18 protein-coding genes and 1 tRNA gene are annotated in these 25,646 nt (G+C 61.4%); 11 read left to right on the top strand and 8 right to left on the bottom strand.

Going from position 1 to position 25,646, the window contains the following annotated elements; all coding sequences use genetic code 11:
- Positions 1 to 46: 46 nt before the first annotated feature.
- On the top strand, positions 47 to 250 hold the full coding sequence (gene rpoZ, locus GSQ77_RS19915; RefSeq protein ID WP_158904498.1) for a DNA-directed RNA polymerase subunit omega: 204 nt from the start codon (positions 47 to 49) through the stop codon (positions 248 to 250).
- A 143-nt stretch (positions 251 to 393) separates the two neighbouring features.
- Positions 394 to 2,778, top strand: coding sequence for a bifunctional (p)ppGpp synthetase/guanosine-3',5'-bis(diphosphate) 3'-pyrophosphohydrolase (locus GSQ77_RS19910; protein ID WP_158904497.1), 2,385 nt, complete (start codon positions 394 to 396; stop codon positions 2,776 to 2,778).
- Between the two features lie 113 nt (positions 2,779 to 2,891).
- Here GSQ77_RS19910 and greB read toward each other — a convergent pair whose 3' ends face one another.
- Complete coding sequence (gene greB, locus GSQ77_RS19905; protein ID WP_158904496.1) at positions 2,892 to 3,452, bottom strand: transcription elongation factor GreB; 561 nt, start codon at positions 3,450 to 3,452, stop codon at positions 2,892 to 2,894.
- Positions 3,453 to 3,652: 200 nt separating this feature from the next.
- Here greB and GSQ77_RS19900 point away from each other — a divergent pair.
- A tRNA-Arg gene (locus GSQ77_RS19900) sits at positions 3,653 to 3,729 on the top strand.
- 179 nt (positions 3,730 to 3,908) lie between these two features.
- Here the strand turns inward: GSQ77_RS19900 and GSQ77_RS29205 are convergent.
- Both GSQ77_RS29205 and GSQ77_RS19895 read right to left on the bottom strand, forming a co-directional pair.
- The gene (locus GSQ77_RS29205) at positions 3,909 to 4,064 is read right to left on the bottom strand and encodes a hypothetical protein (protein WP_174246473.1); all 156 of its coding nucleotides are present in this window, start codon (positions 4,062 to 4,064) and stop codon (positions 3,909 to 3,911) included.
- 98 nt (positions 4,065 to 4,162) lie between these two features.
- The gene (locus tag GSQ77_RS19895; RefSeq protein WP_158904495.1) at positions 4,163 to 4,372 is read right to left on the bottom strand and encodes a hypothetical protein; all 210 of its coding nucleotides are present in this window, start codon (positions 4,370 to 4,372) and stop codon (positions 4,163 to 4,165) included.
- A gap of 185 nt (positions 4,373 to 4,557) precedes the next feature.
- On the opposite strand from GSQ77_RS19895, the gene GSQ77_RS19890 reads away from it, so the two are divergent.
- From GSQ77_RS19890 to uvrA, 5 genes are all read left to right on the top strand, one after another.
- Positions 4,558 to 4,809: a hypothetical protein gene (locus GSQ77_RS19890; RefSeq protein WP_158904494.1), complete on the top strand. Its 252-nt coding sequence runs from the start codon at positions 4,558 to 4,560 to the stop codon at positions 4,807 to 4,809.
- Between the two features lie 359 nt (positions 4,810 to 5,168).
- Complete coding sequence (locus tag GSQ77_RS19885; protein WP_158904493.1) at positions 5,169 to 6,041, top strand: transglutaminase family protein; 873 nt, start codon at positions 5,169 to 5,171, stop codon at positions 6,039 to 6,041.
- A gap of 28 nt (positions 6,042 to 6,069) precedes the next feature.
- Positions 6,070 to 6,873 carry a transglutaminase family protein gene (locus GSQ77_RS19880; RefSeq protein ID WP_158904492.1) on the top strand — a complete coding sequence of 268 codons (804 nt, stop codon included), beginning with the start codon at positions 6,070 to 6,072 and terminating at the stop codon, positions 6,871 to 6,873.
- A 307-nt stretch (positions 6,874 to 7,180) separates the two neighbouring features.
- On the top strand, positions 7,181 to 9,400 hold the full coding sequence (glgX, locus tag GSQ77_RS19875; protein WP_158904491.1) for a glycogen debranching protein GlgX: 2,220 nt from the start codon (positions 7,181 to 7,183) through the stop codon (positions 9,398 to 9,400).
- A gap of 199 nt (positions 9,401 to 9,599) precedes the next feature.
- Complete coding sequence (uvrA, locus tag GSQ77_RS19870; RefSeq protein ID WP_158904490.1) at positions 9,600 to 15,587, top strand: excinuclease ABC subunit UvrA; 5,988 nt, start codon at positions 9,600 to 9,602, stop codon at positions 15,585 to 15,587.
- A 65-nt stretch (positions 15,588 to 15,652) separates the two neighbouring features.
- Here uvrA and GSQ77_RS19865 read toward each other — a convergent pair whose 3' ends face one another.
- The 5 genes from GSQ77_RS19865 to GSQ77_RS19845 all read right to left on the bottom strand — a co-directional run bounded on the left by GSQ77_RS19865 (position 15,653) and on the right by GSQ77_RS19845 (position 21,455).
- Entirely contained in the window at positions 15,653 to 16,534 is an 882-nt protein-coding gene (locus GSQ77_RS19865) for an ABC transporter permease (protein WP_158904489.1), read from the bottom strand.
- A 3-nt stretch (positions 16,535 to 16,537) separates the two neighbouring features.
- Positions 16,538 to 17,479, bottom strand: a complete 942-nt coding sequence (locus GSQ77_RS19860) for an ABC transporter permease (RefSeq protein WP_158904488.1) — start codon at positions 17,477 to 17,479, stop codon at positions 16,538 to 16,540.
- A gap of 67 nt (positions 17,480 to 17,546) precedes the next feature.
- Complete coding sequence (locus GSQ77_RS19855; RefSeq protein ID WP_158904487.1) at positions 17,547 to 19,127, bottom strand: ABC transporter substrate-binding protein; 1,581 nt, start codon at positions 19,125 to 19,127, stop codon at positions 17,547 to 17,549.
- A gap of 208 nt (positions 19,128 to 19,335) precedes the next feature.
- Positions 19,336 to 20,409: an ABC transporter ATP-binding protein gene (locus tag GSQ77_RS19850; protein WP_158906384.1), complete on the bottom strand. Its 1,074-nt coding sequence runs from the start codon at positions 20,407 to 20,409 to the stop codon at positions 19,336 to 19,338.
- A gap of 5 nt (positions 20,410 to 20,414) precedes the next feature.
- Positions 20,415 to 21,455, bottom strand: coding sequence for an ABC transporter ATP-binding protein (locus GSQ77_RS19845; protein ID WP_158904486.1), 1,041 nt, complete (start codon positions 21,453 to 21,455; stop codon positions 20,415 to 20,417).
- A gap of 384 nt (positions 21,456 to 21,839) precedes the next feature.
- On the opposite strand from GSQ77_RS19845, the gene GSQ77_RS19840 reads away from it, so the two are divergent.
- From GSQ77_RS19840 to GSQ77_RS19830, 3 genes are all read left to right on the top strand, one after another.
- Positions 21,840 to 23,279 carry a RimK family alpha-L-glutamate ligase gene (locus GSQ77_RS19840; protein WP_158904485.1) on the top strand — a complete coding sequence of 480 codons (1,440 nt, stop codon included), beginning with the start codon at positions 21,840 to 21,842 and terminating at the stop codon, positions 23,277 to 23,279.
- A 299-nt stretch (positions 23,280 to 23,578) separates the two neighbouring features.
- Complete coding sequence (locus GSQ77_RS19835) at positions 23,579 to 23,782, top strand: cold-shock protein (protein WP_158904484.1); 204 nt, start codon at positions 23,579 to 23,581, stop codon at positions 23,780 to 23,782.
- Positions 23,783 to 24,035: 253 nt separating this feature from the next.
- Positions 24,036 to 25,520, top strand: a complete 1,485-nt coding sequence (locus tag GSQ77_RS19830) for an exonuclease domain-containing protein (protein ID WP_254067713.1) — start codon at positions 24,036 to 24,038, stop codon at positions 25,518 to 25,520.
- Positions 25,521 to 25,646 lie beyond the last annotated feature (126 nt).

Here is a 25,646-nt window from a genome sequence, read left to right as displayed (position 1 = left end):
GCCGCGATAAGGTAGAATAAGCACTATATTACGAAGGACACAGAATATGGCTCGCATCACCGTCGAAGATTGTCTCAAGCAGATTCCGAACCGCTTCGAGCTCGCGCTCGCAGCAACGTACCGTGCGCGTCAGCTCGCGCAAGGTCACACGCCCAAAGTCGAAAGTCGCGACAAACCGACCGTTGTCGCGTTGCGCGAAATCGCCGAGGGCAAGATCGGCATCGAAATGCTGAAGAAAGTACCGGTTTAAAGTCAGACAGTTTTCGCAACGCATGCGCATGCGGGTTTCAAGCCTGCTGCCAGGATTGAGCTTCTTGACTTTCCGCGTGCCGGTGCCTGCTTGACCGGTGCTCTATCCGCCCAACGCTAGATCATGACCGCAAGGAGGCGCATATGACTCATCCCCCCGCCTCCTTGACGGAGACATCCCCGCCAGCGACAACCAAAAGCTCGGCCGCGCGCAAGTATATCGACGCGGTGCTCGAACAATCGTTCAGGCACCTGTTCGGGCCTACTGCCACGCCGGAGCAGCCGCGCAAGGCCGAGGTCGTCTCGATCGCCAATCTCACGGCAGCGCTGTCCGGCTACCTGAGCAAGGCTGAGCTCAAAGATATCAAGTCGGCTTTCCACTTCAGCGACGAGGCTCATCTCGGCCAATACCGCCAGAGCGGCCAGCCTTACATCACGCATCCGGTTGCGGTGGCGGAAATTTGCGCCGACTGGAAGCTCGACGCACAGTCGATCATGGCTGCGTTACTGCACGATGTGATGGAAGACCAGGGCGTTTCCAAAACCGAATTGGCCGAGCGTTTCGGTCCCAAGGTGGCGGAACTGGTCGACGGGCTGTCCAAGCTCGACAAGATGGAGTTTCGCAATCGCGAGGAAGCGCAGGCGGAGAATTTCCGCAAGATGCTGCTCGCGATGGCGCGCGACGTGCGCGTGATTCTCGTCAAGCTGGCCGACCGTTTGCACAATATGCGTACGCTGGGCGCGGTTCCGATGGAAAAACGCCGCCGCGTGGCGCGCGAAACCATCGATATCTATGCACCGATCGCGCACCGGCTGGGGCTGAACAACACCTATCGCGAGCTGCAGGAACTGAGCTTTGCGAATTTCAACCCGCGTCGTTACGCGACGCTGGAAAAAGCGGTCAAGGCCGCGCGTGGTAATCGCCGTGAAGTGGTCGGCAAGATTCTCGATGCGGTCGAGCGTTCGCTCACCGACGCCAAGGTCAAGGCCGAGGTGACCGGCCGCGAAAAAACCATCTTCAGCATTTACCGCAAGATGCGCGACAAGCAATTGTCGTTCTCGCAGGTGCTGGACGTGTACGGTTTTCGCGTGGTGGTGGGCTCGGCGCTCGAGTGCTATACGTGTATCGGCGTGCTGCATGCGCTGTACAAACCGGTGCCGGGCAAGTTCAAGGACTACATCGCGATCCCGAAGGTGAACGGCTATCAGTCGCTGCACACCACGCTGGTCGGCCCGTTCGGCACGCCGATCGAGTTTCAGATCCGCACCGGCAATATGCACGAGATCGCCGAATCCGGCGTTGCCGCGCACTGGCTCTACAAGAACGGTAGCGCCGATTTGAACGACGTGCAAAAGCGCGCTCACCAGTGGCTCAAGTCGCTGCTGGAGATACAGTCGGAAGCGGGCGATTCGAGCGAGTTTCTCGAACATGTGAAGATCGATCTGTTCCCGGACGCGGTCTATGTGTTTACGCCGAAGTCCAAGATCATGCCGCTCTCGCGCGGCGCCACAGCGCTCGATTTCGCCTACGCGGTGCACAGCGACTTGGGCAACCAGTGCGTCGCGGTCAAGATCAACAACGAATTGCTACCGCTGCGCACCGAGCTTAAAAGCGGTGATATCGTCGAAGTGATCACTGCGCCGTATTCCAAGCCCAATCCCGCGTGGCTCGGTTTTGTGCGCACCGGCAAGGCCCGTTCGGCGATTCGCCACTATCTAAAGACCATGCGCCTGACCGAATCGGTGCAGTTGGGTGAACGTTTGGTCGAGCAGGCGCTCAAGGCATATTCGCTGTGTTTGTCGGATGTGAGCCCCGAGAACTGGGAAAAGCTCGTGCAGTGGACGGGCAATAAGAATCGTCAGGAAATTTTTGCGGACATCGGCCTGGGCCGGCGCGTTGCGGCGGTAATGGCCAAACGCATCGAGGTACTGGTCAGCGGACGCGAAGCCGATGCAGAGGGCACGCCGCGTGTTCACGAAGGCATGCTCACCAGCTCGGGCCACGGCGGCGCTTCGGTGGTCATTACCGGTACCGAAGGCATGTCGGTGCAGTTGTCGGCATGCTGCCATCCGATTCCGGGCGACAACATCATGGGTTACATCGGCATCGGCTTGGGTATGGCGATCCATACGGCCGATTGCCGCGTCGCGCAGCGCATCCATAAACGCGATCCGGGCCGCTGGATCGACGTGGCCTGGGCGCCGCAGCCAGGCCGTTTGTTCGACGTGGGGATTCGCGTGCTGGTGCTTAACCACCGCGGCACGATCGCCCGTGTGGCTGGCGACATCACCTCGGCCGATGCGAACATCGCGCATATCGCGATGGACGAGAACCTGCCCGCCGAGTCGACGCAGTTGCGCTTCCTGTTGCAGGTCAAGGACCGTATCCACCTAGCCAATGTGATGCGCCGGGTACGCACCAACCCGGATGTCATGCGGATCACGCGCGACAAGCCCAGCGAAGACGGGCAGGGCCGTCCAGATGCCCATCTGGGCATGCGTATCACGCGCGAGCGCGACGATATCTAGTCGGCTGGGCGCTGTTCGTATCTCTTAACCGTTGCTAGTTGTGTTGTGTGCGGCTTGGCCCGCTGCGTTTCATCTCGCTGCGTTTCACTCGTTGCATGAGCGGCGGCGCGCTGTCAAAGCTGTTTCGGGTAGTTCACATCCAGGATTTCGATCGGTACGACGCCGCCGGGCGTATGCAGCGGCACGACATCGCCGAGCCGTGCTTTGACGAGTGCTCGGGCAACCGGCGAAATCCAGCTCACATGACCGATATCCAGATCGACTTCGTCGATCCCGACGATGGTGATCGTTTGTTCCACGCCGTCGGGGTCGGAATAAGTCACCGTAGCGCCGAAGAACACCTGCTCGTCGCCATTGGGCCGACTGCTGTCGACCACTTCGGCCAGATCGAGCCGCTTCGTCAAGAAGCGTATGCGCCTGTCGATTTCCCGCAGCTTGCGCTTGCCGTAGATGTAGTCGCCGTTCTCCGATCGGTCGCCGTTGGAGGCGGCCCAGGAGACCATGCGCACGACTTCCGGGCGTGCTTCATCGAGCAGATGCAGCAACTCATCCTTGAGCCGCTTGTAGCCGGTTGGCGTGATGTAATTTTTGGAGCCGGGAGGCAGTGCGGGCAAACCTGCTTCGAGGTCGTCGTCGTCCTGATCTTCGGATTCTTTGACAAAGGCTTTGTTCATGCTGGGATCATTGCTGCTGTATTTGAATGCTGCGTGTTAAGGCTGATCCTTCAGGGTACACCCATCGATGCTCAGGCGGGAGCCCGCGCGATGGATGCCCGGCCGCGGGCTCAAATTGCCCCCGGCGCACGCGATTGAAAGAAATGCGTACGCGCCTCTTCCATTTTTCTGAGAGTTCGCTATAATCTCGTTCTCGATGTGCGGCTGTAGCTCAGATGGATAGAGTACTTGGCTACGAACCAAGGGGTCGGGCGTTCGAATCGCTCCAGCCGCACCAAAAAATATGCAGTACCGCAGTACGTTTCATTAAGCCGCTTATGTGTTTACGCACTAAGCGGCTTTTTCTTTGCTCAGTGGAATTGTAATTTGCGAGTTTCGAGCTAGGGATTGGAGGGCAAGGCCGCCCGAGCAGGTTTTTTTACCTCCTACTGACGCACTCTGGCGGTATTCGTGGCGTCAATGCCGACGATGCATCCAGCTCATGTGATGCGTGTCGAGCCACTGATCGATTCCCTCTCCCGGGTGATCGCGCCGATAACGCCGTGCCAGCATCATCGCGACGATCAACAGAGCCACAAGGGCGACAACAAAGCCTATCGTTGACTGAGTCATGGCAGCCTCCTTACTGGGTAGCAACCATGTTTATATTGTAGAACATGCACCGGCCAGCGATGCGACTTCAGAGATACGACCTAGCCGGAAAAAAAGCGTCAATACCCCGGCAGCGGACAGTCCACGAGCACATCCAATACCCAATGCTCCTTGTTTGCCTGGGCTTTACGCTTGATGGTGTAGCCGCGCCGATTAAAAAAATAAAGTTTGCCTGGCTGGCCAATGGCCGCTTCCGTCGCAACTTGATCCAAGTACGTATTGAGCTTGTGGCCCATGCGATCGAAAACCTGCAACGTAATTTTTGTCATCGTAGTTTCTACCCTTCTTTCATAGGAAAATAGGGCGCGCTCGGTGTTCAACGCACCCGCGAACCGGGAACAACCGATTCGTCTGCGTGGCTAGCTTAGGGGTAAACCCGCCACGGGAGCAATGGCCCATTCGGCAATAGTGAGTTGCACGTTTTCTCTGAATTTGAATCTTTAGGAGCAGTTCTGTGAAAAAGCATAAATCGGCTTTGGCCCTCCTTATGGGCTTGATGCTCTGCTCGGCTGCGCAAGCCGACGTGAAGCAAGCCGCCGATGACGTCAAGGACACGGCGGTGCATGTCGGCCGGAAAACCGGAGAGGTCACGCGGGAAGCCGCGCATGCCACCGCGCACGCCGCCAAAAGCGCAGCCCATGAAGTTGCTAGCGGCGCACGCAAGGGCTATCGGGCGACGAAGAAGCTGGTCACCCAGTCGAAGTAGTCCAACACGAAGCCCGCTTTTCGGGAGCGCGTTTTGCTAGTCATCATCAAGGCGTTGCCCGCGAGCAAACAAGTATTTGATAACTATTTGGCTCGTGTATTCTCGGCAGAACTGTAGCGACTCGGCTGTGTCCAAACTGCAGGCGGTGTCCAACTGCATTGAGCAATCGCCGTGTGCAATCTTACGCATCAGCCCCATCGACCGATCTGAAATTAGAACGGCTTACTAATGCAGATCGCGAGCATCGCCACATCGGCGCTCCCGCATCAAGCTTCCCTTGGCGACGCCATGATTTCGAGCACCGTAATCTCCGACCCGGCAAGAATCCCCGACCCAGCAAGCATCGCGGACCGAGCGCGATGACCGGGCCGCAGCGCTTCACTGTTCGGCACGTCAGCGTTTACCGGTATTCGGAGCCGGTGAATTTCGGCGAGCACCGGATGATGTTCCGACCTCGGGCCAGTCACGATCTGCGCCTGGTCACGACGCAGCTTCGCATCACACCCACGCCCGCGCGACTGTATTGGCTGCACGACGTGTTCGACAATTCCGTCGCGGTCGCGACGTTTTCGGATGCGGCAACCGAGCTGCGCTTCGAAAGCGAAGTGACGCTCGAGCATTTCGAGGCACCGCTGCCCGACTATTCGCTCGAACGGTACGCGTGCACCTATCCGTTCGCCTACACGAACGACGAAGCGTCCGATCTCGTGAATGCTCGCAACCGTCAATATCCCGACCCCGATGTCGATGCCTGGGCACAGGGTTTCCTTGAACCGGGTAGTTCGAGCGGCACGCTATCGCTGTTGCGCGCCATGACGCAGGCCATCAAGCGGGATTTCATGTACGTGAGGCGCACGGAAAAAGGCGTCCAACGTCCGGCCGAAACGCTGTACGCGCGTAGTGGCAGTTGCCGCGATTTCGCGGTATTGATGATGGACGCGGTACGCTCGCTCGGCCTGGCCGCACGCTTCGTCAGCGGCTATATCTTCGTGCCCGATCACGACACGACGCGCGGCGGGGGTGCCACGCACGCGTGGCTGCAGATTTATCTTCCTGGCGCGGGCTGGGTCGATTTCGATCCGACCAACAGCATCGTCGGCAATCGCCATCTGATCCGCGTCGCGGTTGCCTGGGATCATCAGCAGGCTCTGCCGCTCTGGGGAACATGGAACGGTGCACCGCATTCGTTCAATGGGCTAGAGGTCGAAGTCAGCGTTACCGAGCAATGCTAAAGGCATCATCCACACAAAGGTCGCTGCGATGAAACTCCGCGTTGGCTATGATCTGATCTACGAGTGTGCGCAACCGACACCGATGATGCTGATGTTGAACACGCATTTTTCCCGTGTGCAGGACGTGCTGGTCGCCGATCTGCTGGTGGTCGATCCGCCCACTCCCATCAGGCAATATCGCGATGGCTTCGGCAATCTCTGCAGCCGGATCGTGGCGCCACAAGGGCGGATCCTGCTCTCGACAACGGCCTTGCTCGACATCTCGGACCAGCCCGAAACGCGCGAACCCTATGGCTATCAGCATCCCGTCGAGGACCTGCCCGATGAATGCCTGACGTTCCTGCTCGGCAGTCGTTATTGCGAAACAGACCTGCTCTCCGATGTCGCTTGGAAACTGTTCGAAACGTCGGCACCCGGTCGCGACCGGGTGCAGGCGATCTGCGATTTCGTTCATGGCCACATCACCTTCGGCTATGGCTACGCCCGCCCGACCAAGACCGCCTGGCAGGTTTATCAGGAGCGCCGGGGGGTGTGCCGCGATTTCGCCCATCTGGCCGTGACCCTGTGCCGCGCGATGAATATCCCCGCTCGGTACTGCACCGGCTATATCAGCGATGTCGGCACGCCGCCGCCCTACAGTACGATGGATTTCGCGGCCTGGTTCGAAGCCTATGTCGGCGGGTGCTGGCAGACCTTCGATCCCCGCAACAACGTGGCGCGCACGGGCAGGGTGTTGATGGCGCGTGGGCGAGACGCGGCCGATGTGGCAATCAGCAACGCGTTCGGGCCGACCAAGCTGATCCAATTCGACGTCCGTTGCGAGCCGGAATGATGCACGCGTAGCTTTTACACATCGAGCCGATCTTTATACGCATCGGGCGCTCCTCGAGCGCAAGCGTGCGAGCCAAGCCAAGCCCACGCGGCTTGAGGTCTACGGCATGCTAATTGCTTTTGCAGTAACTTCGTCCGCGCGCGATTTCGCCCGCATGCACGACGCGCGTTCGCGCGCGCTACCCGACGTCGCCATTTGACCTCACCCGCCTCGGGTACGCGCTGCTCGTCACGCGTTGCATATCACGCGCTGTACGTCACGCTCTTACACCACATCGTTACATCATTTTTTTGGACGCACTCTCCTCATGGCCAACAAAACCCGCATAGCAGAAGGCTCGCCGTTTCCGCTCGGTGCAACGTGGGACGGCAAGGGCGTCAACTTCGCGCTGTTTTCGGCGCACGCCACCAAAGTCGAATTGTGTCTTTTCGACGAACGTGGCGAGCAGGAATATGAACGCATCGAACTGCCCGAGTACACCGACGAAATCTGGCACGTCTATCTGCCCGACCTGAAACCCGGCGCGGTATACGGCTACCGTGTGCACGGGCCGTACGATCCGTTAGCAGGCCATCGCTTCAACCCGAACAAGCTGCTGCTTGACCCCTATGCGAAAGCCCACGTGGGTGAACTGAAATGGGATCCCGCCATGTTCGGCTACACGCTGGATTCGGCAGAGGAAGACCTGAGCTTCGACGAACGCGACAGCGCACCCTTCATGCAGAAGTGCCAGGTCGTGGACCAGAGCTTTACCTGGGAACACCCCATGCGTTTGCGCCTGCCCTGGGAGCGTACGATTTTCTACGAAACCCATGTAGGCGGTTACACGAAGCGTCACCCCGCCGTGCCCGAAAATGCACGCGGCAAGTTCGCAGGCCTCGGGCAAAAGGAAGTGATCGAACATATCAAACGCCTGGGCGTGACCTCGGTCGAGCTGCTGCCGATCCAGTCGTTCGTCAACGACAGCTATCTGCTCGACAAAGGCCTGACCAACTACTGGGGCTACAACACGATCGGTTTCTTCGCCGCCGATCCGCGCTTTTTCTCGCGGGGAAGCGGGCACATTGCCGAGTTCAAGGAGATGGTCGACCGGCTGCACGAAGCCGGGCTCGAGGTCATCCTGGACGTCGTGTACAACCACACGGCAGAAGGCAACGAGCGGGGCGCCACGCTGTCGTTTCGTGGCATCGACAATGCGTCCTACTACCGCTTGATGCCGGACGAGCCGCGCTACTACATCAACGATACCGGCACGGGGAATACGCTCAATCTCTCGCATCCGCGCGTACTGCAGATGGTCACCGACAGCTTGCGATACTGGGTGACCGAGATGAACGTGGACGGCTTCCGCTTCGATCTGGCCACGATCCTGGGGCGCGAGCCGCACGGGTTCGACGAGGGCGGCGGCTTTCTCGACAGTTGCCGGCAAGACCCGATTCTGGCCACAGTGAAGCTGATTGCCGAGCCCTGGGACTGCGGCCCTGGCGGTTACCAGGTGGGCGGCTTCCCGCCCGGTTGGGCGGAGTGGAACGATCGCTTTCGCGATACCGCGCGCGCCTTCTGGAAAGGCGACGAAGGCATCGTTGCGGATCTGGCGACGCGGCTGTGCGCGTCGGGCGACAAATTCAATCAGCGCGGCCGCCGCCCCTGGGCTAGCGTGAACTTTATTACGGCCCACGACGGATTCACGCTTAACGATCTTGTTTCGTACAACGAGAAGCATAACGAGGCAAACGGCGAGGACAGCCAGGACGGCAGTTCCAACAACGGCTCGTGGAATTGCGGTGTCGAAGGTCCGACCGACGACGTCGAAATCCGCGAATTGCGCGAACGACAAAAGCGCAACCTGCTGGCTACCTTGCTGTTATCGCAAGGCACGCCCATGCTGCTGGCCGGCGATGAATTCGGCAGGACGCAGCAGGGCAACAACAATGCCTACTGCCAGGATAACGAAATCAGCTGGGTCGACTGGGAAGGTATCGACGAACAAGGCCGGGCACTGGCCGAATTCGTCAACAACCTGACCACACTCAGGCACACGCTGCCGGGGTTGCGTCGCGGACGCTTCTTGATCGGCGCTTACAACGAAGAACTCGATGTGACCGACCTCAAGTGGATCAGTCCTGCCGGCGTCGACTTGACCCCGGAGCAGTGGGACGATCCGGCGATGCGGTGTTTCGGCATGTTGATCGATGGGCGCGCGCAGGCGACCGGCATTCGCAAGCCGGGTTCTGACGCAACCTTGCTCATCGTCATGAATGCGCACCACGATATGGTCGAGCTCACCTTGCCGGAAATACCTGGCAGCAATCAATGGACCTGTTTGATCGACACGAATATGCCTGTGCGCGCCGAATTGCCCGATTTCGGTTCGGGCGACACCTATCAGGTGACCGGCCGCTCCTTGCTGCTGTTTGCATTGCAAGCCCGCGGCGCCACGCAGAGGATTTTCGACAAACTTGCCGAAACGCTGGTCGAGAGTAATGGGGCTGAGGAAGAAACGCAGGGTGGAGGGCAGGTGGCCTGAGCGTGTCTCGTGCGGGAAATGGGCATTACTGACTCGCTCGCACGAGACACGTTATGATGGGCGTTTGGCTGCCTTGCTGTACGCAAAGCGTAGTGCTAAACGCGTGTCGAGATCCGCGTTAGTCGACTATGTAGTGCGATCATGTAGTGCGTATACAGCGCAGGCGCCACGCAACTCATCGTTACGAAGGACCGTATCTATGACATCCGGTGTTATCCGCATTCGCGGCGCCCGTCAGCACAATCTCAAAAATTTGGACCTCGACATACGCACCGGCGAAATGACGGTGGTTACCGGCCCCTCGGGTTCGGGCAAGTCGAGCCTGGTGTTCGACACCCTTTACGCCGAGGGTCAGCGCCGCTACGTCGAAACGTTCAGCGCTTACGCGCGCCAGTTCCTCGACCGCATGGACCGCCCGCAGGTGGATCGCGTAGACGGCGTGCCGCCGGCCATCGCGATCGACCAGACCAATCCGGTGCGCAGTTCGCGCTCGACGGTCGGCACCATGACCGAGCTCAACGATCACCTCAAGTTGCTGTTTGCGCGCGCGGCCCAGCTATTCGACCGCGAGACGGCGCATGCGGTGCGCCACGACAGCCCCGAGACGATCTATGCCGAGCTGCTCTCGCGTGCAGGCGACAGCGACGCGCGCATGGCGATCACGTTCCCGGTCGAATTGCCGAGCACTACCAGCGTCGACGAAGTACAGCAGTGGCTTTCTGCGAGCGGTTATACGCACGTCCAGGCCGAGCGCGAAGTCGCGACCGCCACCGGTCCGCGCAAGGTGCTCGACGTGGTGGCCGACCGCTTCCGCTTGCCGCGCGTGGACAAGACGCGCGTGCTCGATGCACTGGAAAGCGCGCTGCGGCGCGGCGCGGGCCGAGTCAACATCTATGTGCTGGCCGACGAGCAGGCGCCGCAGATCTGGCGCTTCTCCACCGGGCTGCACAGCCCCGATAGCGACATCAGCTATGCCGACCCGCAGCCAGCACTGTTCTCGTTCAACTCCGCCTACGGCGCTTGCGAAACCTGCCGCGGTTTCGGTCGCGTCATCGGCGTCGATCTTGGCCTGGTGATTCCGGACGCGCGCAAGAGCTTGCGCGCCGGCGCCGTTAAAACCCTGCAGACGCCGGCCTGGAAAGAGAACCAGGACGACCTGATGAAATATGCCGCCAAGGCCGGCATTCCACGCGACAGCTCATGGGCCCAACTCACCGACGCGCAGCGCGACTGGGTTGTCAACGGCTCACCCGATTGGACCGGCCGGGGCAGCGGTCAGTGGTACGGCATCAAGCGATTCTTCGAGTATCTGGAATCGAAGGCCTACAAGATGCACATCCGCGTGCTGCTGTCGAAATACCGCAGCTACACGCCGTGCGGCACCTGCGGCGGCGCGCGGCTGAAGACCGAGTCGCTGTTGTGGCGCCTGGGCAGCAAGGACGATGCGGATGCGGTATTGCCGCCGTCGCAGCGCTTCATGCCGATGGGCGTCGCCTGGCGGCGCGACCAGCTCGAAGCGCTACCCGGGCTGACCTTGCACGACTTGATGCTGATGCCTATCGAGCGGGTCCGACGCTTTTTCGACACGCTCACGCTACCGAGCACCTTGCTCGACGACGCGCTGAAACTCTTGAGCGACGAGGTACGCACGCGGCTTAAATATCTATGCGATGTCGGCCTCGGCTATCTCACGCTCGATCGCCAAAGCCGTACGTTGTCGGGCGGCGAAGTGCAGCGTATCAACCTGACCACCGCGCTCGGGACTTCGCTCGTCAATACCTTGTTCGTATTGGATGAGCCCAGCATCGGGCTGCACCCACGCGACATGGGCCGCATCGTCGAAGCCATGCACCGCTTGCGCGACGCCGGCAACACGCTGGTGGTGGTGGAGCACGACCCCGCGGTGATGCTGGCCGCCGATCGCCTGATCGACATGGGACCCGGCCCCGGCGAGCGTGGCGGCAAGATCGTTTATGACGGCACGCCCGATGGGATTCGCGAGGTCAATACGCTGACTGGTGTTTATCTGGGCGGGCGCAAGCAGGTGGCGGATGCCGCGAGCTGGTCACGCCGCACGGTCGACGCGAATACGCCGAGACTGACGCTGGCCGGCGTGCGCGAACACAATCTGCGCAACGTCACCGTGGAAATTCCGTTGCAGCGGCTGGTGTGCGTCACCGGCGTGTCGGGTTCGGGCAAATCGACGTTGTTGCAGGATGTGCTGTACCCGGCGTTGGCGCGTCACTTTGGCAAGGCGACCGAGTCGCCCGGTGTCTACGATAGCCTCAGCGGAGCCGACCGGATCGACGACGTGATCTTCGTCGACCAGTCGCCGATCGGCAGGACCGCACGTTCTAACCCTGCGAGCTATGTCGGCGCGTTCGATGAAATCCGGCTGTTGTTTGCGAAGGCGCCGCTCGCGCAGCAACGCGGGTACGGCGCCTCGACGTTCAGCTTCAATGCGGGCGACGGGCGTTGTCCGACTTGCGGCGGTTCGGGTTTCGAACACGTCGAAATGCAGTTCTTGAGCGACGTCTATTTGCGCTGCCCCGATTGCGATGGCCGTCGTTATCGCGCCGAGATTCTCGAAGTGAAAATTGCACGTGGCGCACCGGGCAAACGCATGCGCGACCTCAGCGTTGCCGATGTGCTGGAGCTCACCGTGAGCGAAGCGGTGGCGCTGTTCGCGAGCGACGCCGAGGTGCTGCGCGTGCTGCAACCGATCGTCGATGTCGGTCTGGAGTACGTCAAGCTCGGGCAGCCGGTGCCGACCCTATCGGGCGGCGAAGCGCAACGTCTGAAGCTGGCCGGCTATCTGGCAGAGACAGCACAGCGGCCGGGTAAGAACGCAAAAGCGGCCACGAAAGCGTCGAAGACGAGCAACACGGGCAGCAAGCTCTTCATGTTCGACGAACCGACAACCGGCTTGCACTTCGACGACATCGCCAAGCTGATGCGCGCGTTCGGCAAACTGCTCGACGGCGGTCATTCGCTGATCGTCATCGAGCACAACCTCGACGTGATTCGCGCGGCCGACTGGCTGATCGATCTCGGACCGGAAGGCGGCGAAGCGGGCGGCGAGGTGCTGTTCGCGGGCACGCCCGACGCAATCCAGGATTGCGCGCCGTCGCATACCGGCCACGCACTGCGTGCCTACACGCGCTCGGTCGGCATGAGCGCGGAGCGCGTCGAGCAAGACGGCGTGCCGCTGCAAGCGGCGTTGAAAGCCGCGCGGGCGCGTCGCGAACTCGAAGGCGAAAACGTCATCCGCATCGTCAACGCGCGCGAGCACAATCTGAAATCGCTGGGCGTCGATATTCCGCACGGCAAGTTCAACGTGATCACTGGCGTGTCCGGTTCGGGCAAATCGACCTTGGCCTTCGATATCCTGTTTCATGAAGGGCAGCGCCGCTATCTGGAATCGCTCAACGCCTATGCGCGCTCCATCGTGCAACCGGCCGGGCGCCCCGAAGTCGATGCCGTCTATGGCATTCCGCCCAGCGTCGCGATCGAGCAGCGTTTGTCGCGCGGCGGGCGCAAGAGTACCGTGGCTACCACCACGGAGGTATGGCACTTCCTGCGCTTGCTCTATGTGAAGCTGGGTATACAGCACTGCATCCACGATGGCGCCGCGGTGACTTCGCAAAGCGCCGACTCGATCGCAGCACAATTGCTGCGCGAGCATCGCAATCAGCATGTGGGTTTGCTCGCGCCGCTGGTGGTGAACCGCAAGGGCGTCTACACCGATCTCGCCAAATGGGCCAAGGCTCGCGGTCACACGCACTTGCGCGTCGATGGCGAATTTGTCACGGTCAACCCGTGGCCCAAGCTCGATCGCTTCAAGGAGCACACCATCGAGCTGCCCGTGGGTGACCTCGTCGTGTTGCCTGAGCGCGAGGCGGCGCTGCGCGAGTTGCTCGCGCAGGCGCTCGATGCGGGCAAAGGCGTGATGCATCTGCTGGCGCCGCTGGACGGCCTGGGTGCGGCGATGCGCACGGGCAAGCCTAGCGCGCAGATTGGAACGGTCAAGGTGTTCTCGACCAAGCGCGCCTGCCCGGTGTGCGGCACCAGTTATCCGGAGCTGGACCCGCGCATGTTCTCGTACAACAGCAAGCACGGTTGGTGTACCACATGCGTGGGCACTGGTCTTGCGCTCACGCGCGAGCAACGCGAAGCCTACGACGACACACTCGTCGCCGAGGATGGCCGCGGCCGCGAGCAAACCATACCCGCAGAGGAGCAGGAGGTCGAGGGCGTGACCGATCAACCGTGTACCGACTGCGGTGGTACGCGCCTCAATGCGGTGGCGCGCGCGGTCAACTTCCACGGGCACCCCATTGTGGAAGTCGCGCAATGGACCGTGATCGAGGCGCGGCAGTGGGTCGCGCAATTGCGCTTGGTCGGGCGCGACGCCGAAATCGCGCGCGATCTCGTCAGCGAAATCAAGGCGCGATTGGAATTCCTGGAGGAAGTCGGCCTGGGCTACTTGAGCCTGGAGCGCGCTGCGCCCACGCTGTCGGGCGGCGAAGCGCAACGCATTCGGCTCGCAGCGCAACTGGGCAGCAACTTGCAGGGCGTGTGCTATGTGCTGGACGAACCGACCATAGGCTTGCATCCGCGCGATAACCAGATCCTGCTGGGTGCGCTGCGCAAGCTGGGTGAGAAGGGCAACACGCTGGTGGTGGTCGAGCATGATGAAGATACGATTAGGCGTGCCGATCACATTATCGACATCGGCCCGAGCGCGGGCAAACGCGGCGGCCGGGTTGTGGCGCAGGGCAGCGTGGCAGACCTGTCCGCGCAACCCGATTCGCTGACCGGGCGATATCTCGCGCACCCGCTGCTGCATCCGTTGCAACCGCGGCGGCCGGTGGTGCCTGCGTCGGTGTCCAAGCCGGCATCGGCATCGGCATCGGCATCGGCATCAGCATCAGCATCAGCATCAGCATCAGCATCAGCGCGCGCACAACGCAGCGCGCCGGCCGTACCTGAAAACTGGCTGACCGTGCATGGCGGCACGCTCCATAACCTGCGCCGTGTGACGGCCAGCATTCCGCTGGCGCGGCTGGTCGCGCTCACGGGTGTGAGCGGCTCGGGCAAATCGACGCTGGCGCGCGATGTGCTCATGACCAACCTGCTCGATGCAGTGGGCCGCTCGGTGATGTCGTCGCCGGCGACCCGCCGTGCTCGCAAGTCTGTGCCGCAAGCGGCCGAGCAAAAGGCCTGGCGTTCCAGCGTGCTGGCACGCGAAGCACCGCGTCCGGAGTTGAAGGTGACGCACCACTGGCACGGTTGCGAATCGGTCAGCGGATGGGAGAGCATAGACCGGGTGCTTGAGGTGGATCAGACGCCGATCGGCAAGACGCCACGCTCGTGTCCGGCGACGTACGTCGGGGTGTGGGATGCCATCCGAAAATTGTTTTCCCAGACGCTCGAAGCGCGTGCACGCGGCTACACGGCGTCGCGCTTTTCGTTCAACGCGGGCGACGGACGTTGCCCTGCGTGCGAAGGCCAAGGGGTACGCACCATCGGCATGAGCTTCCTGCCCGATGTGAAAGTGCCGTGCGACGTGTGTCACGGGCAGCGCTTCAATCCCGAGACGCTGGCGGTGACGTGGCGCGGCCGCAATATCGGTGAGGTGCTGACCATGGAAGTGGACGAGGCCGTCGAATTTTTCGGCCCGATCACGCAGATTGCGCACCCGCTGCAATTGATGAAGGATGTCGGGTTGGGCTATCTGACGCTGGGGCAGCCATCGCCTACGCTGTCCGGTGGCGAGGCGCAGCGTATCAAGCTCGTGACCGAGCTCTCCAAGGTACGCGACGATATTGCCCGGCGCGGACAGAAGGCGGCGCATACGCTGTATGTACTGGATGAGCCCACTGTCGGCCTGCATATGGCCGACGTCGCGCGACTCATCGAGGTACTCCACAGGCTGGTCGACGCCGGGCATAGCGTGCTGGTGATCGAGCACGACCTGGACGTCATTGCCGAGGCCGACTGGGTCATTGATCTGGGTCCGGAAGGCGGCGCGGGCGGCGGCAGTATCGTGGCGCAAACCACGCCCGAGCAGTTGGTCAAGGTCGTCGCCAGTCATACGGGAGCAGCGCTCGGTCCGGTGCTGGCGCGTCAGCCGTCAGCGGAACCCGTCCAGGGGATGCGTGTGGCGCAGGTGGCTGGAAACTGAAAGGGCTTGCAGTGTGCGCAAATCTGGACGATTTGCGCACACGATTTCTGCGTAGCTACCGCGCGCTATTTATGTCGCGGGTCCAACGCGTCGCGCAAGCCGTCGCCCAGCAAATTGAACGACAGCACCAGCAGGAAGATCGACAAGCCCGGCCAGATCGCCATCCACGGTGCGTTATCGATGTAGTCCTTCGCGGTATTCAACATGCTGCCCCAACTAGGCGCGGGCGGCTGCTGGCCTAGACCCAAAAACGACAGGCTGGCCTCGGCAATGATCGCCGTTGCGATCGTCAACGTTGCTTGCACGATCAGCGGCGGCAGCGTATTCGGCAGAATATGGCGCAGCGCGATGCGCCAGTGCGGGTTGCCCACCGCACGCGCGGCTTCGACATAATCCTCGACCTTTACCGACAACACTTGAGCGCGTGTGAGCCGGATAAACACCGGCATCGCGGACACGCCAATCGCGACCATCGCATTGGTCAGGCTCGGTCCGAGGAAGGCGGCCAGCGCAATCGCCAGGATCAGAAACGGCACTGCCAGCATCGCATCGGTGAAACGCGAGATCACGCCATCGACCCAACCGCCCATGTAACCGGCGAGCAGCCCGATCGGCACGCCCAACGCCATCGAGATGAACACGGACACGAGCCCCGCCATCAGCGACGCGCGTGCGCCCCAGATAACACGCGACATCACGTCGCGGCCGAGCTCGTCGGTGCCGAACCAGTAGGCCGCGCTGGGTGCTTTACGCACCGCGGTCCAACTGGTTTGAACCGGATCGTAAGGCGCAATGAGCGGCGCGAATAATGCAATTGCAATAAACAACAACACAATTGCCAAACCCAGCATTGCGCCGCGCCGGCGCACCAGGCGCAACATGGCGCGCCTGCCTGGGCTCAGTTCGCGCGGCACCGCAGCGGCGGGAGAGGGCATCACAGTGCTCATGGCTTAACCCCGAAGACGCGGATTGACATAGAAATAGGCGAGGTCCGCCAGCAGATTCAGCACGATGTACACGCTGGCGGTAAACAGCACCACGCCCTGTACGACGGCGTAGTCACGGTTGAACACGGCGTCCACGATCAGTTTGCCGAAACCGGGAATCGAAAACACTTGCTCGGTCAGCACCGCGCCGGACAGCAGCGTGCCGAATTCGAGCGCGCCTAGCGTGATGATGGGCATGAGTGCATTACGCAAGGCATGCTTGAGGATCACGCTGCGCTCGTTGAGCCCCTTGGCACGCGCAGTCCTGACGTAATCGGCGTTGAGCACTTGCAACATCGCGCTGCGGGTATGGCGCATCAGTACCGCCGCGATTGCATTGCCCAGCACGAAGGCCGGCATGATCATCGCGGCGAGGTTGGCTTTGAGATCCTCGAATGGGCTGACATAGCCGGAGGCGGGCAACCAGCCCAGCGATACCGAGAACAGCATGATCATCAAAATACCCAGCCAGAAATTGGGCGTCGATAGTCCCCACAGCGCAAACAGATTGGCCGCGTAATCCCAGGCGGTGTTCTTGGCGACAGCCGAGACAATGCCGGCCGGAATGCCGATCGCCAGCGCGATCACCATGGCCAGCGCGGCGAGCTCTATCGTGACCGGAAGTTTCTGTGCAATGAGCGCCGAGACCGGTTGCTGGATGCGCAAGGAGTCGCCGAGGTCGCCCTTGAGGACGCCGCCGACCCAGTACGCATAGCGCACCGGCACCGGCTCGTCGAGATGCATCTTCTTGTGCAGATACGCGATCACCGTCGGGTCCTGGTCTTCGCCCGCGAGCACCACGGCCGGGTCGCCCGGCAGCAGTTGTTGCAGCCCGAAGATAATCAACGTGACGAAGAAGATCGTTGGAACGATCGCGGCCAGTCGCTTGAGTAGAAATTGCAGCATAGTGTTTCCCAATGCGCGGCGGGCGAACTACGTGAACCTGGGTTCAGCAGCGCGCCCGCACCCGCGATTACATCTTCAAACCTTGAACCCGGATCAGCCCGTCGGGTACGACGCGAAAGCCGGTGAGCTTCTTGTTATAGGCCCACAGCCAGTGCCGATGGAACAGATACAAGATAGGCCGGTCTTGCGTCGTCATCGCGGCGATCTGGTTGAAGTATTTCTGACGCTCGACCGGATCCAGTGCGCTGCGTGAGTGATTCAGCAGATCGTCGAGTTCCGGCTTGCAATAGCCCGAATAGTTGAGCGGTTGCTTGCAGCCGTAGAAGCTGAACAGGTTGCCGTCCGGATCGGCGCGGCCGCTCCAGTTCAGCACGTAGGCGTCGAACTGGCCTTGGTCGGCGAGCGTGAGCGAAGTGGCAAATTCGGTCGAGAGGATCTTGACGTTGAAGCCGGCCTCCTTGGCCATCGCTTGCACCACTTGCGCCGTGCGCTGCGCGTCGGAGGTGGTGGGCGTCATCAGCGTGAAGGTCGGGTTGGTCACGCCGGCTTCCTTGAGCAAGGCTTTGGCGCGCGCGATGTTGCGTTGGGGAATCGGCACGTTCTTCGCGTAGTAGGGGTTGCTCGGTGCAACCCATTGGTTGCCCGGGTCGGCCTCGCCGTCCATGGCTACCTGCACGATGCCTTGGCGATCCAGCGACAGCTCGAATGCCTCGCGCACACGCGGATCGCGGCCCAGCGGATTTTTCTGCGCGAGGTCGCTCTTGCCGAGGTTGATCGTGATGCCTTCATAACCGATTTCGGTCGTACGCGCGATCTTGAAGCGGTCGTCGCTCTTCAGTCCGGCAATGTCCGAAGGCGCAACGCGCTCGATGAGGTCGAGCTGGCCCGAGCGCAAATTCGCCAAGCGTACGGTGCCGTCGGGAATCGGCACGAATATGATCTTGTCGAAATGGATCGCGTCCTTGTTCCAGTAGTTAGCAAAGCGCGACAGCGTGATGTGATCCTGCGCAACCCGTTCGGTAAAGCGGAACGGCCCCGAGCACACCGGGTTGCTGCCGAAGTTACTTGGGTTAGCCTGGGCCGCTTTCGGTGAGACCATCATGCCGGCGCGGTCGGCCAGCACCGATAACAGCGGTGCGAACGGCGCCGACAAATTGATCCGCACGGTCAACGGGTCGATCACGTCGACGGTGGTCACGGGGCTGAGTTCGCCGCGACGGTTGGAGCCCGGCAGGTTCTTGTGGCGTTCGATATTGAATTTGACGGCAGCCGCGTCGAATTTCTCGCCGTCCTGGAAGGTCACGCCGCTGCGCAGCTTCAGGATCAGGCCTTTGTTGTCGGGCGTCCATTGATACGAGGTCGCCAGTTGCGGCACGATATTGAGCTTCTCGTCGATATCGAACAGCTTGTCACACAGCGACGCGAACACGATGCGCCCGACGAAACTGCGGGCGAGCGTGGGGTCCAGCACGTCGGGGTCTTCGGCCAAGCCGATGCGCAGGGTCTGGGCGTGGGCCCCGGCCGCGCACAGCGTAGTCGCGAGCACGAGGACTGTGCCTAGCCTTTTGACAAATGAGCGCGTGAACAATGAGCGAGTGAACGATGGGCGCTGGAACAACGAGCGTCGGAATAATGAAAAGGTGCGCATGCTTGAACTTCTCCTTCAGGGGCTGCCGGGTCGACCCGACAGGGGATCGTTTTTATCGAAACCGTCACTACAGAAAAACGTCACTGCGCGTCACTACGAAGCCATTACGTTTGAAAATGTCACTGTGCGTCGCGGCGGCCATGACGGCGCTTACCAAACTTCAAACCGAGCTCAACCAAATTTCAGCGCGTCTCAGGCCGCTTTCACCTCATGGCGTGAGCGCCATATTCCGGAACGCCGCCTGCAATTTTTCCAGCCGCAGGTTGGGCGCTGGCGTCGCGATCTTCGGCGGCGCGGGAATGTCGCGCCAGAAGTGACAGGCCACGAGATGCCCCGCGTCGCCGCTGAGCTGCGGCACTTCTTCGGCACAACGCACTTGGGCGTAAGGGCAGCGTGTGCGAAACCGGCAGCCTGATGGCGGCTCGATCGGATTAGGCACATCGCCCTCGAGCAACACACGCACGGGCTTGATCGACGGTTCCGGCTCGGGAATCGCCGCCAGCAGGGCTTGGGTATAGGGGTGCCGCGGCTGCGCAAATAACTGCGACTTTTCCGCGTATTCGACGAACTGGCCCAGATACATCACGGCCACGTGCGTCGCGATATGTTTGACGACGGCCAGATCGTGCGCGATAAAAATGTACGACAGGCCAAGCCGCCGCTGCAGATCCTGCAGCAAGTTCACCACCTGTGCCTGGATCGACACATCGAGCGCCGAGACGGGTTCATCGCAAACAATCAGGTCCGGTTCCACGGCGAGCGCCCGGGCGATGCCGATCCGCTGGCGCTGTCCGCCGGAAAATTCATGCGGGTAGCGCTGCAGATATTGCGACGACAGCCCGACCAGCTCCAGCAACTCGGCGGCGCGCTCACGATGCCGCCCGGGCGCCAGGCCGTGTAGCGTGAGCGGCTCGGTCAGCGTCTGCGCGACAGTCATGCGCGGATTGAGCGAGGCGTAAGGGTCTTGAAAAATCATTTGCAGCTTGCTGCGTTGCGCGCGCAGCGCGGCGGCGTCCAGGCGCATCAAATCGGTGCCCTTGAACCACACTTCGCCCGAGCTGGCATCGAACAGCCGCAGCACCAGCCGGCCCAGCGTCGACTTGCCGCAACCCGATTCGCCCACCAGCGCCATGGTCTGGCCGGCAGTGAGTTCGAAGCTGATGCCATCGACGGCATGCACGACGGCACGGTCGCGGCTGAAGAAGCCACGCTGCACCGGGAAATGTTTGACCAGTTGATTGACGCGCAAAAGCGGCTGCGCGGATGCCGCGGCAGTAACCATCGAAGTCACGCGGTATGCTCCGGCAATGAGTGAGAGGGCAGGCCCACGCGTGAGCTGACCATCGGCTCCCGGTCCGGGTCCAGCGGCGCTTTCCAACAGGCTGCCAGATGGCCGCCGCCGAGATCGACGAGCGGCGGTTCGGCAAGGCGGCATCGTTCTTCGGCGAACGGGCAGCGCGCCGCGAACCGGCAACCCTCCAGGCGCGTCATGGGGGTAGGCACTTGGCCTTCGATTGCGGCAAGCCGGTCCTGATCCAGATGCAGCTTGGGAATCGAGCCGAGCAAACCGATCGTGTAAGGGTGCTGCGGTTGCGCAAACAGCGCCGCGACACTGGCGCGTTCGACCACGCGGCCGGCATACATCACGACCACTTCGTCGGCGAGTTCGGCGATGACGCCCAGGTCATGCGTGATCAGCATGATGGCCGTGCCGGTCTGCTCGCGTAAATTGCGCATCAGCTCCAGCACCTGCGCCTGGATCGTGACATCGAGCGCGGTGGTTGGCTCGTCGGCAATCAAGAGGCTAGGCTCGCAGGCCAGCGCCATGGCGATCATGACGCGCTGGCGCATGCCACCGGAGAGCTTATGCGGGTATTCGTCGATACGGCGCTCGGGCGCCGGAATACGCACGCGCCGCAGCATCTCGATCGCGTGCTCGCGCGCCTGCGCAGGAGTCATGTCGCGGTGGCACCGGATCGCTTCGATCAGCTGGTTGCCGATCGTGAACGCGGGATTGAGCGACGTCATCGGCTCCTGGAAGATCATCGCGATGCGTTCGCCGCGCAGGCCGCGCAATTCGGCCGGCGTGAGCTTGAGTAGATCGATGCCGTCAAAGGTGATGGAGCCGGCGGCAACACGGCCGATACCCTTGGGCAGCAAGCCCATGATGGAAAGCGACGTGACGCTTTTGCCACAGCCAGATTCACCGACGATGCCCAACGTGCGGCCGGCCTCGATCGAAAAGCTGACACCTTCGATGGCGGCGAATTCGCCACCCTCGACCTTGAAGCAGGTTTTCAGGCCCTGCACCTCGAGTAATGCGGTCATGTGGCGACCCCATCGCCGCTCATACGAAACCAGCTCATGTCATAACCTCAAACGGCGAAGCCAACGCTTCGCAAGACTTTCGGCACATGTCTATACAGCACATGGTTGTCCAGCACACTTTTCATCGCAGATCTCTCATGTCTCTTGACGCTCACGCCGGCTCATACCTGCTCATGCGTCATTACGCCCACGTGTTGCCGGAGGCGCATAGTACTCGCTGCGTCGGACTAGCGGCAAACCATATAGAGTAGTGAAATCCAATATATTTGAATACTGGTCAATTTAGTTTTCGACTATGGCGGCGTGCCAACGCCATGTCGATGGCGTTTTACCCGAGGCGCGCAAATCTGTAGCATGCAGCATGAATTCACAGGGTTTGAGGCAATGGCAAGCAAGACAAAGGCGGTAAAAGTAAAGCTGCCGCCCGAGCCTGGCGGTTGGCTGGAAGTTGGCGCGGCCGCTTTGGCGATGGGCGATCAGGCGGCGGCCCTGCACGCCTACGGTGAAGCGCGGCGCCGCTCGCCGCTGCATCCGAAGGTGTATGTCGGCCTGGCCGCGGTGCTCGATGCGCAAGGCCAGGGCCGCGAAGCGCTGGCGCACCGGATGGCCGCGATGGCGCTCGGCAGCCGCTCGGCGCTGGATTTATACAACATCGCCACCGCTTACCTGATGGCCGGGCATAGCGACTCGGCCGAGTCGTGGTACCGGCTGACCCTGCAACTTGATCCGGAACTGGTGGTGGCGCACCGCAACCTCGCCACCTTGTTGCGCGATACGGGCCGCGCTAGCGAAGCGCAGCACCATACGGATTTCGCGTATGGGCGGCAGTTCGTGTTCGATAACGAGTGCGCCACAGCGCAACTTACGGTCTGGCTGATCTGCGCGGGCGGACGCGGCAACGTACCGCTGGAGCTCTGGTTCGATCACGCCAGCACGCGCCGCATCGAATACTTTGTCGAGTACATACCGGACGGCGGCCCGACCACCCCGGCGCAAGTGTTGAGCATGCATGGCTGCCCGCCGCCCGATCTGATTTTCAACGCGATCGGCGACCCCGATGTCGCGGCTCCGGTGCTGGCACCGTTGCTGGCGTTTGTCGATGCGGCGCAGGTGCCGGTGCTGAATTCGCCGCGTGCCGTGGCGCGCACTGCACGCGATTGCCTGCCGCAACTGCTGGACGGAATAGACGGGCTGGTCACGCCGCCCGTGACGCGCATTACCGACGAGCAGGAGGCGCGCGCCTATCTGACGCAGGCCGGGCAAGCGATCCTGATCCGTCCGATCGCCACGCATGGGGGCGAGGGCTTGGTGCTGGTCGACGCCGCCACCGAGGCAGCGCTTGCCGAGATCGATTGGCAAAGCGCGCCGGCATTTTTTGTCGCGCCTTATTACGACTACCGTTCGGCGGACGGCTATTTCCGTAAATATCGGGCGATCTTCATCGACGGCCGGCCGTATCCGTACCACCTCGCTATTTCCAGCCACTGGCTGGTGCATTATTTTTCTGCCGATATGCTGGGGCAAGCGGAGAAGCAGGCCGAAGAAGCGCGGTTCTTGTCCGACGCTGAAGCTGTATTGGGCGCTCGGGCCTGGCAGGCGCTCGAAGCCGTGGGCGCGCGGCTCGAACTCGATTATGCGGGGATCGATTTTGCGTTGCTCGCCGACGGGCGGATCCTGGTATTCGAGGCCAACGCAACGATGCTCGTGCGCCGCGAGCCGCCGGGGTCGGAGCTGGCCTATAAGAACGCGTATATTGCGAGCTTGGAAGACGCTTTTCGGGCGATGGTTCAGCGGCGGCGGTCGCAGGCGCCCCCGCAAATATAATAAAACGCGCAAGCATCGTAAACACTGAGCGTCGTCCAAATGCTGCAGAAGCGGCGCGAGCGCTACTCGTGAAAATGATGTTAGGACGTTGATTTAAAACAATTTTTAATCATCATGCCAGGGTTGTTGCTGATTAAATATTTACTTGACGGGCCGCGAGCCTATCCTTATAAACAGGGGCGATGCGTTCCATCATGGCTATTCGCTTCTTGTTTCGGGCAGGGCTCGAGACAGCGTGATGCGCGGGGAACGGGTCATGGGGCGCGGCCCTTTTGTTCAACTTTTAGGAAATAGACTTTATGGAAACCGGTATCGTCAAATGGTTCAACGATGCTAAGGGCTTTGGCTTCATTACTCCGGATGCGGGCGGCGAAGATTTGTTCGCGCACTTCTCGGAAGTCCGTGTCGAAGGCTTCAAGACCCTGAAGGAAACGCAACGCGTTTCGTTCGAAGTCAAGATGGGCCCCAAGGGCAAGCAAGCCGCGAATATCAAGCCGGTCTAAGCTTGCGCGCGAGGCGCCGCCGGGATAAGCCGTAGGCGGCTCGCGAGTTTGCGCGATAAAATACCAACAAGGCGGGCGGGTAGATGATGAGCCGCCGCCTGTCCGTAGTAGTACGGAATCTGGCCCCTGCCTGAAGCAGGGGTTTTTTTTTGTCGGATCGAAGTCGGAGTTGCCCCTTGCCTTGTTATGCTGTTGATATGCGCGCTTTATGCACTCCCGCTTTATGCCTTCCGGTGTTACGTCGTCGGGTCTTATGCCTTTGTTAACGCCTGAGATCGAAGCGTTGCTCGCGGGGCTCGACCGCCCCATGGTGTTTGTCGATCTGGAAACCACCGGTGGAAACGCGACGCATGACCGCATCACCGAGATCGGCGTCGTGGAGATCGGCCGCGATGGCGTCTCGACATGGAGCACACTGGTCGATCCCGAGCAGCCCATCCCTGCATTTATCGAGCGCCTGACCGGCATCACAGACGCCATGGTGAGCGGCGCACCCACCTTCGAATCGCTTGCCGAGCCACTGGCGCAACGCTTGAACGGCAAATTGTTCGCCGCACATAATGCGCGCTTCGACTACGGGTTCCTGAAAAGCGCGTTCCGGCGGGCCGGCCTGACCTTTAGCGCCGACGTGCTGTGTACCGTGCGCCTGTCGCGTGCACTTTTTCCTGGCGAAAAGCGCCACGGGCTAGACGCGTTGATAGAGCGCCACGCTCTGTTACCGTCCGGGCGTCATCGCGCGTTGTCGGACGCCGACTTGCTGTGGCAGTTCTGGCAAAAGCTTGCCGATTTGCACTCGCGCGATGCGATCGATACGGCGGTGGCGCGACTGGTCCAGGGCTTTAGCTTGCCGCCGGCCGTCGATGAAGCGATGCTCGACAGCCTGCCCGAAACGCCGGGTGTCTACGTCTTTTTTGGCGAGCAGGACAGCGCGCTCTATGTCGGCAAGAGCACCAATCTAAAACAACGGGTCGGGGCGCATTTCTTGCGCGAATCGCGTTCGGCGCGCGATTTGAAACTGGCGGCGCAGGTGCGTCGGATCGAGACGTACGAGACCGGCGGAGAGCTGGGGGCGTTACTACGCGAGGCGCATTTGGTGCAGACCTTGCAGCCACTGAATAGCAAGCAAGGTAAGCGCGCATTGAGCTTGTGCGCGTGGCGATTTGTCGACGGCGCCGATGCACCGCGTCTGGTGCATGCCCGCGACTACGATTTCGCCACTGAGCCCGCTTTGTTCGGACTATTCTCGTCGCGGCGCGAAGCAGAAGTGGCATTGCATGCCCTGGCGGACCAGCATGGCTTGTGTCGGGTCCGGCTTGGAGTGGAGAAGGCAGCGCTCAGCGGCGCGCCCTGTGGCGCGTATGCACTCGATCTCTGTCGGGGAAGCTGTATCGCCGAAGGGCGCGAGTCGATCCGCGAACATGCTTTGCGCGCCCGTGTGGCGTTGGAAGACTTGCGGTTGCTGCCTTGGCCTTACGCTGGACCGGTTGCGTTGAGTGAGAGGCGTGAGCGCAGTGAGCAGGCTCGCTACCCGGTGCGCGATAGCGTGGCGCCTGCGCCCGTATGGCACGTGATCGACCGCTGGTGCTACTTGGGAAGCGCTGCTGCGCGTGAGGACGTGGCCGCTGTGCTGGCCAAGCGCAGCGAGCCGCCGCGTTTCGAACCGCACACCTATCAGGTGTTGCAGAGTCGTCTGAACGATGGATCGCTGGATATCGAGATTCTGGCGAGTGCGGATTGAACACGACGCTGGGCATCGATCGATTTGAGCGGTCAAACGCTTTGGCCGGCCGCTAAGTCTGCATGAGCCGAGACTCAGCAGGGGCTCAGCAGGACTCAGCCGGCCGCTAAATCTGCCCTTGAGTGG

Origin of the sequence: Burkholderia sp. L27(2015) (genome assembly GCF_009765705.1) — a bacterium.
GTDB lineage: Bacteria > Pseudomonadota > Gammaproteobacteria > Burkholderiales > Burkholderiaceae > LMUX01.
This window is presented reverse-complemented; position numbering and strand designations above follow the sequence as displayed.

Excerpts from the sequence above, each read along its gene's own strand:
- rpoZ (WP_158904498.1), top strand. The coding sequence starts at position 47 with ATGGCTCGCATCACCGTCGAAGATTGTCTCAAGCAGATTCCGAACCGC.
- GSQ77_RS19910 (WP_158904497.1), top strand. The coding sequence starts at position 394 with ATGACTCATCCCCCCGCCTCCTTGACGGAGACATCCCCGCCAGCGACA.
- greB (WP_158904496.1), bottom strand. The coding sequence starts at position 3,452 with ATGAACAAAGCCTTTGTCAAAGAATCCGAAGATCAGGACGACGACGAC.
- GSQ77_RS29205 (WP_174246473.1), bottom strand. The coding sequence starts at position 4,064 with ATGACTCAGTCAACGATAGGCTTTGTTGTCGCCCTTGTGGCTCTGTTG.
- GSQ77_RS19895 (WP_158904495.1), bottom strand. The coding sequence starts at position 4,372 with ATGACAAAAATTACGTTGCAGGTTTTCGATCGCATGGGCCACAAGCTC.
- GSQ77_RS19885 (WP_158904493.1), top strand. The coding sequence starts at position 5,169 with ATGACCGGGCCGCAGCGCTTCACTGTTCGGCACGTCAGCGTTTACCGG.
- GSQ77_RS19880 (WP_158904492.1), top strand. The coding sequence starts at position 6,070 with ATGAAACTCCGCGTTGGCTATGATCTGATCTACGAGTGTGCGCAACCG.
- glgX (WP_158904491.1), top strand. The coding sequence starts at position 7,181 with ATGGCCAACAAAACCCGCATAGCAGAAGGCTCGCCGTTTCCGCTCGGT.
- uvrA (WP_158904490.1), top strand. The coding sequence starts at position 9,600 with ATGACATCCGGTGTTATCCGCATTCGCGGCGCCCGTCAGCACAATCTC.
- GSQ77_RS19865 (WP_158904489.1), bottom strand. The coding sequence starts at position 16,534 with ATGAGCACTGTGATGCCCTCTCCCGCCGCTGCGGTGCCGCGCGAACTG.
- GSQ77_RS19860 (WP_158904488.1), bottom strand. The coding sequence starts at position 17,479 with ATGCTGCAATTTCTACTCAAGCGACTGGCCGCGATCGTTCCAACGATC.
- GSQ77_RS19855 (WP_158904487.1), bottom strand. The coding sequence starts at position 19,127 with ATGCGCACCTTTTCATTATTCCGACGCTCGTTGTTCCAGCGCCCATCG.
- GSQ77_RS19850 (WP_158906384.1), bottom strand. The coding sequence starts at position 20,409 with ATGGTTACTGCCGCGGCATCCGCGCAGCCGCTTTTGCGCGTCAATCAA.
- GSQ77_RS19845 (WP_158904486.1), bottom strand. The coding sequence starts at position 21,455 with ATGACCGCATTACTCGAGGTGCAGGGCCTGAAAACCTGCTTCAAGGTC.
- GSQ77_RS19840 (WP_158904485.1), top strand. The coding sequence starts at position 21,840 with ATGGCAAGCAAGACAAAGGCGGTAAAAGTAAAGCTGCCGCCCGAGCCT.
- GSQ77_RS19835 (WP_158904484.1), top strand. The coding sequence starts at position 23,579 with ATGGAAACCGGTATCGTCAAATGGTTCAACGATGCTAAGGGCTTTGGC.
- GSQ77_RS19830 (WP_254067713.1), top strand. The coding sequence starts at position 24,036 with ATGCCTTTGTTAACGCCTGAGATCGAAGCGTTGCTCGCGGGGCTCGAC.